Raw genomic sequence first — 12,536 nt, 5'->3', positions numbered from 1 at the left:
ACTTTATGGGGTCACTTCATTCGTTTCTTGCGCCCGATTGCTTAAACCAATTTATACATAAGAATGTCGTCAAGATATTCATTTTCTCCCATTTTAAATTCATTAATTTTCCGACCTTCCTCAATAAATCCAAGGTTTTTGTATAATTTTATAGCTCTGTGATTTGATGAAAATACACCTAGACTTACCTTTTCAATTAAAGGATTTGTTTCTGCCCAGTATAATAATGCTTCCATAAGCATTTTTCCGATACCTATACCTCTACAATTTTTATCGACCATCATTCCGATGGAACCCTTGTGAGACATTCTCTTCCTAGTTTGTGAAAAAAACACGATATACCCAACTACTTCTCCATTTAACTCTGCGACAAGTATGGTTTCTCTTTCATTTTTTAATATGTTATGTATTGATTCCCTTTGTTCCTCCGGTGTTTTATTATATTCATCGGAGATTGTTATTAAATACTTGCCTTCAGCAATAACGGAGTTCATAATACTTACAATTGCCCCGGCATCCTCTAATTTCACCGTTCGAATAATGCAATTACCATTACTCTCTGCCATCCATATCCCCCCCAAGTAATAAATTTTGATGGACTACAAGCTATATGCTGCATCGGCGCTATTCATTATTAGAAAATAGCGCCCTATTGCGGTATAGTCAAATCAGCTTTTTCAGCTAATTCGCCTTATAAAAGTTTTGACATATCATATTCATCAACAAATTCACCATCAATACATAAAGAGTGTCTTTTTGTCCCTTCAATTTCGAAACCCATTTTCTTATACAGCGATAATGCTGCTTCATTCCGGGTAACTACTGTTAATTCTAAGCGATGTATATTATGGTTTAACGCCCATCGCTCCAACTCTTCAAATAATTTTGTGCCTATTCCTTTTCCCCTGTATTCCTTTAAAATTCCCATAACAATATAGGATGAATGTTTATTTCTCTTGGCATTTCCTCCCACAGACATCAGGAACCCCACCAAATCTTTGTTATCTTTCTCAGCAACAAGTATAGTCGAATTATCTTTTTGTTCAATACCCTCGATCATCTTTAGTTGTTGCTCGATTTGAACGTTTCTTTCCCCAGCTTCCCATAGCATATATTCAGATTCTGCCTCAACTTGTGGGGTAAGGTTGGAGAATTTCTCTGCATCTGATGTCTTTATCTCCCTCATTATCACTACGTTCCCTCCTTGCAAACAATCCTGCCCTTATGAACAATACGAGCGACCGATCTTTATTTCAGAACTGCGTCCTATTGTTGAACTGTTAGGGTGCTACGAGTTCCACTTTCATTCTGTCTGGATCTTCAAAATAAACGGCGTAATGGTCATATCCCCCGGCGAATGGATGCTGCTTTTCATAAAGAATAGTAACTCCCTTATTTTTTAATTTCTTCGTCATATCATCAACGTGTTGACGCGATTCAGCATGGAACGCTAAATGATTTAGACCCACGCGACATCTATGATATGGAACGTCTAAAAACCGTTCTTCAGTTTGAACAAAAACGATGTATGTATCTCCTATTTTCCAACTTTGCCCGCTTTCCCATTTCTGAAACGAGCTGTATCCTAATTCTTCAAGATACCAACTCCAAAAATCAATTGACCTTTTTAAATCAGAGACATAAATCTCAACATGGTGAAGTAATCCCTTTGACAAGAAATGGCCCCCTTTATTCCTTCAATCTATCCTTTTACTTAATACCAATTATTCCAAATTCCAAGAATTAACTCAATCCTTTAATCTATAAAAAAGGCACTTACCTTATTCACGATAAGCGTCCTATTGCGGAAGATTGACTAGCTAAATTAAGATAATTATTTCTGTTGTATAAAGATTTACATCACGCCTGAATCGATTACCAATCGAGGTGGTGATGTTGTGAGTTTCGCATGTGTTCCTAATGGCACCCCATAATTGGGCTGGCAATGGCCGATGTGAAATTTCTCAACAACGGGGAAAGGCGCACAAGCGAAGAAGTCTTGCAGTACTACTTTAATCTTTGCATATTCATCTGGTTCAGTTTGAAGATCACCGATAACCACACCTTCGACCTCATCGAATACCCTGGCCTGTTTGAGATGAGTAAGCATCGCATTAATCAGAAACGAAGGTGCTCCGACTTCCTCAATTAGTAGTATAGCCCCTTTCGTATTCAATTGAAAAGGCGTTCCCACCCCATTGGTTATCAGATCTAGATTCCCACCCACTAAATGTCCTTCTCCTGTTCCATGGGCTAGTGTGATAAGAGGCGATTTACGAGAATCATAGGTCAGAGATTCCTTTGTGAAGAGAGGAAAAAACGAAGATTCCGTCTCTGCTGTTCCTTGTGCATCGTTCAGATCAGTTGCCACCATCGGCCCATGAAAAGTAACCAAATTACTGAACTTTTGAATTGCATTTAGCAGATATGTAATGTCGCTGTAACCCCAGAATATCTTGGGATTGCTCCGTATCTTTGCATAATCAATCATTGGAGCAATTCTTGCTGACCCGAATCCCCCATTAGCGCAAAAAATTGCCCGTATATCAGGATTAAAAAATGCCTCATGCAAATCAGCAAGCCGCTTTTGATCGGCAGTGGCAAGGTCTTCCTCCACATCGAACACATACCGCCCAATGACAACACTAAGCCCCATTTTTTCTAATACCCGTATTCCCTGTTTCAGCAACTCTCTGTCAGATGGTCCGGCTGGGGCAATAACTGCTACCCGATCTCCTTCTTGTAAGGCATATGGCTTTATCATAAACTTTCCTCCCTTTCTTTAATTCCTGGTTATAGAAGAAATGCGCCCAATAATGGAACCAAACGGGCGCGATTTCCCGATTCGCGCCCAATTCCGGAATAATTCATCACATTAATTGTATCAAACTTTTTTATAAACTATCGGACTTTAATTAAAATGATCAATCTTTATTAAAAATCATCAAACTTTATTTCAAAGTCACATTAGGAAAGGTATATGAAATAGTTCCCCTTTATAAACAAAAGAGGTTGCCTTGATGGCAACCCCTAGCCTTTAGACAAATCTCTCAAATGTTTGCATTATTATACTAATACCAAAGGCAATAACTGCAATTGTAAGGATTATGTACATTGTGAATTCAAAAGTTGAAAGGCTTCTTTGCTTTTTTTTATTTGTTAAATCACTTAAATACATAAATGAACTGAAAACTAATATTGCTATAGAACCCGTCCACAATATTTCTGCAAAGCTTAACAAACAAATTCCCCCTTTGTGTTATTCAATATAATGGTCCGAATCCGCAAGGCAGGACGCCAAACCTTACTCCAGATAGGGAAGAATATCAGCTTCAATTTTCAAAGTTATACATCTCTTCCAGATTCATTTAACTACATAGAAACTATTTGCTCTTTATGATGCTGATCTCCACTTTTATCATTCCACATCGTTTTCACATTAAATTTACGAACGGTAAATGCAGCTACCATCACCGACTCCTCAAAATATTTACCTCCCTCCAAAAATTCATAAGGTACTTTTTCTTTAAAGATATTTCCTTCACGTAATCCCGAAACTTCAAAATCGACATTAAAAGCTGTTGCTTTACCTGAATTCCATATTTTTAGCTTGTAATTATTCTTTGAAATCTTTACTACTCTTGCTTCAACACATGCCTTCTGCGCTTCCTCTTTCTCTTCTAACTCATACAATTTCAATTTTTCCTCAAGTTCCTGAACTCTATTAAGCACTTTATTAGCATTTTTAGCATCCATAAAAGATAAAAACGAAATAATAAATGCCAAAATAGCTAACCAATTATTTACAAAATATTCGCTAACAGAATAAAGAGTCTTCATTTAATCCAACACACCTTTACTTAAAACCCTTGAACATATTTTTAAATTCCTTTTTCGCTTCCTTCATAAGATCTTTTTCAAGGTCTTCCATGTTTGCATTTATTACATATTCATTTTCTTCGAATAATTGTTCTTTGGTTACATGCCGACCACAATCGGAACACTTTATTTCTGTGTCATCAGGAGCACTTGATAAATCTTCTACATCTTCTTTCACACCTGAAAATTGATCATTCCCACATACTTCACATTTTAAGTTTACTTGCCTATTTATATCTTTCATATAAGTCCCCTTTCTTTGAAAGCTATATTTGTATATTATTTAGCACTTTATTTGAGCTAATATTCCTACCTGGCTTTTATGTATAGAACGGGAGCCAATTCCGGAATGATGTCTGATGAAATTTTAATACGCAGATTTAGACAACGTAACCAATGTTTCACCTATAGTGTTTTTTAATCCAAGGTGCTTTTCATCCGTATAATGATACTTACCATCAGTCCACTTGTTTTTTGGATATTGCCATACTGGGTTAAATTTTCTCTCCTCCGGTTCCCATGTATATCGGGGGAAAATATGTGCATGTAAAAAAGCGTCTGTATTTCCATAGATGGAATAATTAATTCTTTTTGGGCTGCATACTTCCTGGATGGCATCACCAATTATAGTCATATCAAGGAGGTATTCAGTTCTTTGTTGGTAATCTAAATCATTTAAGCTGTTAACATATCTATAAGGTAACAGAAGGCAATAACCTGGTAGAAATTGAGTATCTCCTATAACTGCAAAACCACTTTTAAGTTTAGTTATCACCATTGGATTTTCACCTCGATATGCTGATGAAATACGGTCACTTTTCCAATCATTGACCTCTCCCATAATCCCTACCTCCAAAATATTTAACATTGTTTCACTTTCTCAACAACATAATCCAATAATAAAAGCTTAGTCCATTATTTAAGAATGGTATCCGTTTGTATTGCAGAAATTCTAAAAAATCCTATGATTTCTCTTAATCCAATCAATCATTCATTTTACCTGTTGAATCGTATGTTAATCCGTATTTTTCTGGATCAATAACACTAGGACGTGGTAAATGTCTTAAGTCTGTTATTAATAACCACAACACTGCAATTAGTAAAAAGACCATACCTGCAAAACCTAAAACATAAGATGCTGTAAAAAACACGGTTACTGTTCCACCTATAAATGATCCTAAGGGCATTGCGACAGCGGAAGCACTTTCTAAAACTGAGAAGGCTCTTGCCAGAAAATACTCAGGTACAATCCGCTGTATTGTGCTTATTAGAACAACACTAGTTACACCAATAGGTAGCCATGCTAGTCCGAAAGCAACTACACTCAGCCAATTAAACGGGATTATAATTGATACTAACCAGAATAATGCAGTAAAGAAATAAGAAAAAGCATATAATTTACCCAACGGAAAGCGGTTAAAAAGTTTACTCAGTAATGAACCGACTAGAGTTCCTGCAGCTAGAGAAGCCATATAAAACCCATACATATAAGCGCCACCCCGTTCCCCTGCATAAACGGGAAGCACGGCAATATTTATACCAATAGAAAAGTTGGTCAGAACAAGTACAAGAACGTACTTAGCAAGAATTGATTGTCTTATGTAATAAATTCCCTCTTTAAGTTTTGCTTTATAGTTCTTGAACGAATGAATTAGGTTTTGTTTTTCGGCAACAGGCTTTACGTCCTTCATTTTTGGTAGCTTTAGTAGATAAAAGAAAAATGCAGCAATTAAAAAAGTGGATGCGTCAACTAAAAAAATAATGGTAGCACCAAAAACGAATACAAGAATACCTGCCAATGCATTAAATACGAGATCCACTCCTTGATAAGCGAAAGCCATATACGTATTACCACTGGTAAGCTGATTATTTTCTAAAATTTTTGGTATAGCAACAGTTTGAGCTGGATAGGCAAATTCTTCGATGAATGTAATAAGAGGCATGATAATTAATAATACGGTAATGGTCAATAGATCAACGTAAAATAGAATTGGAATCAGTAACACAAGAACGAATTGAAGTACTTGTGTAGTTATCAACGTTTTGCGTAAGGACCATTGATCAATTAAAGGTCCAATCATAAATTGTAGTGCTTGTGGCAAGAGAGTGAGTGCACCTACCAGACCAGTATAAAAAGCTGAACCACCTAATTGATAAACCATCCAAATGGCTGCGACTAAATAAATACTGTCACCCGCGTTGGTAATTAACCTTCCCAAAAAGAGATTTCTAAAATTGGAATTGGAAAATAATAAACTGATAAAACCATCCTCAATTTATTGTTTTAGGGATAAACCACCTAACTCTCATTATATCATTTATCCGTTACATAAAGGGGCTTTATCCGGTATTATTTCTTCTTTTTCGTTTATTGATATTAAAAACATAAGACAGCTAACCAGATGATTTAGTCGGTTACAACTTTCATTAACTACCTTTATTCTCTTATTAAATAAATGGCCCTTTTTACAAAGGAGTAGTGCAAATCTTATTCTGGTATGCGCGAGTTTTATGCTTCATTTATGGAAGGATGTAAATAAATAAATGATGCTAATGTTGCAATTACCCCCCCTATTAATAAAGTTACGGTGGTACCGAAGTACTCTCCTACGATTCCGGCAACTAACGCAGAAAAAGGCATTAAAATCCATGTCATAAAACGACTAGTCGCTTGTACACGCCCTAATAAATAATCAGGACTAAGCTTTTGTCTTATGGTTACAACACAAGGACTCATAATGGCAGCACTGCTTGTTCCTAATGCATTCATTATTACTAACCAAATAAAGGAATCGGATAAACCAAAACCTATTATCGATCCTCCCCCTACAACACCGGCAATAAATAAAATACTTCTGTATGAATAATATTTTTTAAGTATATTTGTCATTAGGGCACCAACAATTGCAGCTACACCACCAATAGAAAGTAAGTACCCTATACGGGCAGCATCTAGGCCTACTGCAGATTTTAAATGAATGACTAGCATAGTTAAAAAAAGCGTGGTTCCAAAAATTGAAAAAAGCATAGCTAGATTTGTGTACAATATGGGCTTCTGGTTAATAACAAAAGTAAAACCTTCCTTGATATCAGCAAATACCTTTGAGCCATTAACTTTTTCCTCCTGTATGTTACTATCTATGTTAAGACTCAATATAACAAGATACCCCACAAAGAAAGAAAGGCTGTTTATCATTAAGCCTATTCCAGGATTAAAAACACTAATCAGAATCCCGCCTAACCCGGGAGCAATAAATACAGCTGTTTGAAATATCCCTGTATTAATCGAGTTTACCAATTGTAAATCCTTTTTCTGTACTAATCTAGGTACAGATGCAAATTGGGTAGTATTATACACTTGGGTTAAGATGCCAACAATAAATGCAGCCATATAAATTTCCCATATAAGTAAGTTATCCATTATGTATAATACGCCTAAAGTACCTATTGTTAAAAACCTAGCCAAGTCACACACACATAAAATTTTCTTGCGATTAAAATTATCTGCCAACACACCTGTGAACGGCTGAATTAAAATCGGGAGTCTCTCTAATGCTGCTACAACCCCCATACTTAATGGTGAACCAGTTAAGGCTAACACAATAAGAGGTAAAGCAATTAAGTATATTTGATCTCCAAAAAAAGAAATTAAGTTTCCACCAATAAATCTAAATACGGGATAATTCTTTTTAAATCCTGGAACCTTATTCCTTGAATCACCATGTGCAACTGGAACTCCCATAAAGCTTCCCCCCTTTATTAACTTTCTAGGTAAAGTTTTAGTTCTGCTGGTAGACTCTCTATCGCTTTATCAACGATTCCATATCCATTTGAACTCTGGGAAACTAACCTTGCAGACTTTAAGATTTTTAAATGATGATGAACAGTTGTTTTACCCAACTCCAACTCAGTTGTTAACGCTTGAAGAGTTACATTATTTTCTTTAATTATTTTCAAGATTTTTAAACGAGTCTCATCTCCTAACGCTTTATACCTTTGTACTAAGAGTTTATTAGGAGCAAGTCTGCTTTCACCAGAGATGCTTTCGTTTGCTACAGCATAATAAAAAACTTTTACGCCCTCCAAGTCAGCTTCAACATTCCAGGGGCGATAAATATAATGAGGGATAAGTAAAACCTTATGTACACTTGGCTCTACGGGATATTCCACACCGTCTGTTGCCCATTCAACAAACTGATCTGGTTCGAAATTATTGAGCATCTTTTCTTTCAAAGCTTTATCCCTTAAAAGAATAGGTTCCAATTTTCCTTTATAAGGCTCTATAATTGCTTTAAACCAACCAGACATCACTTCAATCAAGTGAGCCTTCAATTTTTCAATAGGTACTTTATGAATAAATTCTAAGTATGTCGGAAAAAAAGTGTGATCTTTTGTGAGGTATTGTAGTTCTTCAAGTGCTTTTTCTGATCCATTTGACAGCTCATTTTTAAATGCTTCTGCTTCTTCCCCCAGAAAAGGAATTGCAATTCCCTTTAATTCTCTGGAAGATAAACTCTTTACATATTTATTAAACGAAGCTAAATCCTCAAAATCCTTTTGATGTAAAATTTGCAGAAGAGTCTTCCATGTGTTGTGTGTTTGAACATATTCAAGTTGCTCTTTCATGTCTTTAGTTAAAGATTGGTAAATCAATCCTTGATCTTTTTCAGAGAGGTCTAAAGTGCTGGTTAGGGCTTTATTCGTAATAGCCGCTATCCCTAATGCCGATTCCCACAAAAGAGAGCTTTTTATCTCAACGGTATATTTTTCCCTCTTTCGTCTTATCCCTGTCGTTAATAAATCCATGTGATCGCCTCCTGCTTTTATTCTAAATTAATAGAACATATTATTCAATGTATTTTGAATAAAAGTATATTAAAAAGACATTCTTTTTAGGAATGTCTACGGTCCTTCTATTTAAATACTGTCCATTTATTTAGTAAAATCATTTCAGAACTGCACAAGAAGTTATTCAATTAACTGGCCCGATTGCTGAAGATTCAATCACCTTATTTTTACCATAAAAAACCCCTTTGGGCAATAATTATCCAAAGGGGCGAAACAATATAACTTTATTTTAAACGGTACATCTTTTTTACAAACGGTACGACTTTATTTCAAAGCCACAAAATCCGATTTCTTATATGCTGTCCTTACTCAACCGTCACGCTCTTGGCCAGGTTTCTTGGCTTATCAACGTCACAGTCACGGTGCAGTGCGGCGTAATATGCGAGCAGCTGCATCGGTACAACACTTACAAGTGGTGTCAGCAGTTCATGTACTTGTGGTACAACGAATGCATCAGTATCCTGTTCAAGACCGCGCATGCTGATGACCATTGCATTTGCACCGCGCGCTTCGACTTCCTGCACATTGCTGCGAATTCCGTAATTCACTTCTGACTGAGTTGCCAGTGCAATTACCGGTGTTCCGTCTTCGATTAATGCAATCGTTCCGTGCTTCAGTTCCCCGCCGGCAAAGCCTTCAGCCTGAATATAGGAAATCTCCTTCAATTTCAGTGCGCCTTCCAGACAGACATAGTAGTCTGTGCTCCGACCAATGAAGAATGCATTGCGCGAAACGGACAGGTAGTCTCTCGCTAAGTCCTCCACCGCTTCTTTCTGATCCGTTAATACTTCCATTGCATTTGCAACGATTGCAAGCTCCTGCATTGGGTCAAAGTCAAGTTCGATTCCTTTTGCTCTGGCTGAATCAACTGCCAATACTGCTAAAACAGCAATTTGTGCAGTGTATGCCTTTGTTGATGCTACAGCTATTTCCGGTCCTGCATAGAGATTTAATGTGTAATTTGCTTCACGAGAAAGGGTTGATCCCGGCACATTGGTAATTGTCAGTGCCGGATGACCCAATTCTTTAATTTTTACCAGAACGGCACGGCTGTCGGCGGTTTCACCGCTTTGTGAGATGAAAATAAACAATGGTTTTTCCGACAGCAGTGGCATATTATATGAGAATTCACTTGCCACATGGACTTCAACTGGAATTTTTGCCAGTTTTTCAATAAACTGTTTACCGACCAATCCTGCATGATAACTTGTTCCTGCAGCGATGATATAGACACGGTCACATTCTTTCATTGCTTTGCGCACATTCTGATCAAGCTTCAAATCATTATTTTCATCCTGGTATTCCTGGATAATTTTGCGCATAACAAACGGCTGTTCATCAATTTCCTTCAGCATAAAGTGAGGATAGGTCCCTTTTTCCGTATCACTCACATCGATTTGCGCTGTGAATGGTTTACGATCTACAACCTTACCATCAAGCTTTTGCACTTCGACAAAATTACGGCTTACCAGCACAATTTCCTGATCAAAGATTTCCAGATACTGATCTGTCTCTTTAAGTGTTGCCATCGCATCACTTGCAATAACATTGAACCCATCGCCTAAACCAATCAGCAAAGGACTTTTATTTTTCGCAACATAAATCGTCTCACTGTCTTCGTTATCAATCAGACCAATTGCATAAGATCCTTTTAAAAGGCTGATTGTTTTACGAAAAGCTTCAGCAGTATTCTGGTATTTTTCAAAATTTTTTTCAACCAGCTGCACAATGACTTCCGTATCCGTTTCACTTGCAAAAACAGCTTCACTAAGATAGTCACTTTTTAAGTCCTGGTAATTTTCGATAACGCCATTGTGAACAAGTGTAAATCTTCCTGATGTGCTTTGATGAGGGTGTGCATTTTCTGCGCTCGGTGCGCCATGCGTTGCCCAGCGTGTATGACCAATTCCCATCGTTGATTGGACATCGTGATCCACTTTATCCCGCAATGCCGCAATTCTGCCTTTTACCTTAAAAAGGTTCATTCGGTCGTCATTTAACATAGCAATTCCGGCAGAGTCATAACCTCGATATTCCAATTTTTCCAGTCCGTTCAATAATATTTCTTTTGTATCATTTCGTCCGATATATCCTACAATTCCACACATATCGTTGTTCCTCCTTGTATAAAAGGGGCAACAAACGACCTTCCATATTTATTTGTATAGGGCGTTTCGCTGCCCCTTTCTCGTGATTGTATATCTGTTCCTCATCCTGCTTTACTCCGTTGTACAACAAGTCACCTTGCTGTTTTAGGAAAATAAAGCCTATCGATTGGGATCTGCAATCGGGAGGTACCCGCCGAGTTATCGAATGTCCTCCACCTCGTCAACTATTCCATTTTCAACGGTCCAAGAATAGTTCAGGCGCTTTAAAAGTTTAAATAAACACTATCCACCTTTCTGTTTTTGAATGAATGATTCGCTTTTGCAATTAAGCGTACACCAAATTTTAACCGAAAATGTCTATCAAGGTCAACCATTTTTTAGGAAGGTCACTATTATGTGTATGAAATTCAGTCATATAGCGTGCCGGAAAAAATTTTACTGAAAGTTTTGGATGATATTGCGGAAAGCTATGAATACATAAAAATGGACTGGAGGTATTATATGTCGACTGAATTTTGTCCGGTGACATGGCCGGAAATACCAACTCCTGAGAATGTCAGAATGTGCTGTGAATGCGGACTTTATGAGCATGGTTCGAGAATGGTCTGGGGAGAAGGCAACCCCAATGCTTCGATAATGATTATCCTGGATAATCCAGGACTCCGTGAAGACCGCAATGGTAATCCGTTTGTTTGCGGTACAAGACAGACACTTCAGAAAGCTGCCCACCATATTGGTCTTGATAGTAATGATTTTTACGTTACCTACATTTTAAAGCGAAAGCCAACGCGAAAATACGATAAAGAAGCTGTGCGTAAAATTTGTATGAATCATTTGAAAGAACAACTTCAAAACAGCCAGCCGGAACACATTTTATGTCTTGGAAACGTTGCAGTGCAATCCTTTTTTCAGGATGATACGGTTGATGTGAAATCATTGCGGCTCAACGTGCATCATGTACACGGTTATTCGACCACTGTTTCCTATCATCCGCTTGCTGTGAGAAGGCGACCAAACCTTTGGAAAAAATTTATTGAGGACTGGGAATTTCTTGCAAACTTATGAAGGCCTGCCTTCTTAGCAGAATCCCATCTGCCGTGGTAATATATAAGCAGATGGGAGTGGTGATTGTCTATGAACATTTCAGATATTCCGTACAACATGAAATTCACATTCGGACCAAACCTGCGGGAAGTACCGATTTCTAAAATTCAAATGCTTAGCGGAATGATCTATATCAGAGAACGGCTTAATGAATTCGGTGAACGCGAGCAAGGGAAATGGTATGGATTACTGGGTTCCTATTTAAGAATTGTTGGCGAATTGGAAGAAAGCGAAAAACATCTAAAAACAGCAATCAACATCTGCCAAAATACTGATAACAAGCATGGGGTTTTCGCTAATAGGATACGGCTGGCACATACATACCAATGGTGGACTAAGTTCGACCTTTCCAATAAAATGTTTACTGACTTGCTGGAAACCGCTGAATCCGACAGTAATTATAGCGATTTCCTCGATTTTGTTTACGAACATTATGGCAAGAACCTGTTTGATCAAGCCGAATTCAAAGGGGCTTTAGAATACTTTAAAAAAGCACTTGAACTTCGATTGGGGAAGGATGATAAAGAATTGATCCTCTCAAGCGAATCGGCTGTTGAAGCCTGTGAGTACAGGATTGAAAATAATTACTAGAAATAC

Annotated in this window: 13 protein-coding genes; 2 read left to right on the top strand and 11 right to left on the bottom strand. The window is 37.4% G+C overall.

The annotated features are described in order from the left end of the window. Positions 1-41: 41 nt before the first annotated feature. The 11 genes from HUX68_RS14450 to glmS form a co-directional block, all read right to left on the bottom strand. Complete coding sequence (locus HUX68_RS14450) at positions 42-566, bottom strand: GNAT family N-acetyltransferase (protein WP_174615475.1); 525 nt, start codon at positions 564-566, stop codon at positions 42-44. 125 nt (positions 567-691) lie between these two features. Continuing rightward, positions 692-1,192: a GNAT family N-acetyltransferase gene (locus HUX68_RS14445; RefSeq protein ID WP_174615474.1), complete on the bottom strand. Its 501-nt coding sequence runs from the start codon at positions 1,190-1,192 to the stop codon at positions 692-694. 88 nt (positions 1,193-1,280) lie between these two features. Then, positions 1,281-1,676: a VOC family protein gene (locus HUX68_RS14440; protein WP_174615473.1), complete on the bottom strand. Its 396-nt coding sequence runs from the start codon at positions 1,674-1,676 to the stop codon at positions 1,281-1,283. A 179-nt stretch (positions 1,677-1,855) separates the two neighbouring features. Beyond that, positions 1,856-2,764: a S66 peptidase family protein gene (locus tag HUX68_RS14435; RefSeq protein ID WP_174615472.1), complete on the bottom strand. Its 909-nt coding sequence runs from the start codon at positions 2,762-2,764 to the stop codon at positions 1,856-1,858. Between the two features lie 608 nt (positions 2,765-3,372). Further along, positions 3,373-3,840 (bottom strand): hypothetical protein, encoded by a 468-nt coding sequence (locus HUX68_RS14430; protein ID WP_174615471.1) that lies wholly within the window; start codon positions 3,838-3,840, stop codon positions 3,373-3,375. Positions 3,841-3,856: 16 nt separating this feature from the next. Continuing rightward, positions 3,857-4,123 carry an ECs_2282 family putative zinc-binding protein gene (locus HUX68_RS14425; RefSeq protein ID WP_217424807.1) on the bottom strand — a complete coding sequence of 89 codons (267 nt, stop codon included), beginning with the start codon at positions 4,121-4,123 and terminating at the stop codon, positions 3,857-3,859. Positions 4,124-4,246: 123 nt separating this feature from the next. After that, entirely contained in the window at positions 4,247-4,720 is a 474-nt protein-coding gene (locus tag HUX68_RS14420) for an HIT family protein (RefSeq protein ID WP_174615470.1), read from the bottom strand. Between the two features lie 142 nt (positions 4,721-4,862). Then, complete coding sequence (locus HUX68_RS14415) at positions 4,863-6,140, bottom strand: MFS transporter (RefSeq protein WP_281355793.1); 1,278 nt, start codon at positions 6,138-6,140, stop codon at positions 4,863-4,865. A gap of 248 nt (positions 6,141-6,388) precedes the next feature. After that, positions 6,389-7,621 (bottom strand): MFS transporter, encoded by a 1,233-nt coding sequence (locus tag HUX68_RS14410; protein WP_174615468.1) that lies wholly within the window; start codon positions 7,619-7,621, stop codon positions 6,389-6,391. A gap of 17 nt (positions 7,622-7,638) precedes the next feature. Then, the gene (locus tag HUX68_RS14405; protein ID WP_174615467.1) at positions 7,639-8,685 is read right to left on the bottom strand and encodes an ArsR/SmtB family transcription factor; all 1,047 of its coding nucleotides are present in this window, start codon (positions 8,683-8,685) and stop codon (positions 7,639-7,641) included. 347 nt (positions 8,686-9,032) lie between these two features. Next, positions 9,033-10,835: a glutamine--fructose-6-phosphate transaminase (isomerizing) gene (gene glmS, locus HUX68_RS14400; RefSeq protein WP_174615466.1), complete on the bottom strand. Its 1,803-nt coding sequence runs from the start codon at positions 10,833-10,835 to the stop codon at positions 9,033-9,035. 501 nt (positions 10,836-11,336) lie between these two features. Here glmS and HUX68_RS14395 point away from each other — a divergent pair. Together HUX68_RS14395 and HUX68_RS14390 are read left to right on the top strand one after the other, a co-directional pair. Then, a complete protein-coding gene (locus tag HUX68_RS14395) occupies positions 11,337-11,900 on the top strand; it encodes a uracil-DNA glycosylase (protein ID WP_174615465.1) in 564 nt (187 codons plus the stop codon). A gap of 69 nt (positions 11,901-11,969) precedes the next feature. After that, the gene (locus HUX68_RS14390; RefSeq protein ID WP_246206688.1) at positions 11,970-12,530 is read left to right on the top strand and encodes a tetratricopeptide repeat protein; all 561 of its coding nucleotides are present in this window, start codon (positions 11,970-11,972) and stop codon (positions 12,528-12,530) included. The last annotated feature ends 6 nt before the right edge of the window (positions 12,531-12,536 follow it).

Source organism: Virgibacillus ihumii, assembly GCF_902726655.1.
In the GTDB taxonomy this organism is placed as follows: domain Bacteria; phylum Bacillota; class Bacilli; order Bacillales; family Amphibacillaceae; genus Lentibacillus; species Lentibacillus ihumii.
The sequence above is the reverse complement of the archived record's forward strand: the minus strand, read 5'-3'. Positions and strand labels throughout refer to the sequence as shown.

Coding starts and splice junctions, on each gene's coding strand:
- HUX68_RS14435 (WP_174615472.1), bottom strand. CDS start 2,764: ATGATAAAGCCATATGCCTTACAAGAAGGAGATCGGGTAGCAGTTATT.
- HUX68_RS14450 (WP_174615475.1), bottom strand. CDS start 566: ATGGCAGAGAGTAATGGTAATTGCATTATTCGAACGGTGAAATTAGAG.
- glmS (WP_174615466.1), bottom strand. CDS start 10,835: ATGTGTGGAATTGTAGGATATATCGGACGAAATGATACAAAAGAAATA.
- HUX68_RS14390 (WP_246206688.1), top strand. CDS start 11,970: ATGAACATTTCAGATATTCCGTACAACATGAAATTCACATTCGGACCA.
- HUX68_RS14425 (WP_217424807.1), bottom strand. CDS start 4,123: ATGAAAGATATAAATAGGCAAGTAAACTTAAAATGTGAAGTATGTGGG.
- HUX68_RS14410 (WP_174615468.1), bottom strand. CDS start 7,621: ATGGGAGTTCCAGTTGCACATGGTGATTCAAGGAATAAGGTTCCAGGA.
- HUX68_RS14420 (WP_174615470.1), bottom strand. CDS start 4,720: ATGGGAGAGGTCAATGATTGGAAAAGTGACCGTATTTCATCAGCATAT.
- HUX68_RS14430 (WP_174615471.1), bottom strand. CDS start 3,840: ATGAAGACTCTTTATTCTGTTAGCGAATATTTTGTAAATAATTGGTTA.
- HUX68_RS14395 (WP_174615465.1), top strand. CDS start 11,337: ATGTCGACTGAATTTTGTCCGGTGACATGGCCGGAAATACCAACTCCT.
- HUX68_RS14405 (WP_174615467.1), bottom strand. CDS start 8,685: ATGGATTTATTAACGACAGGGATAAGACGAAAGAGGGAAAAATATACC.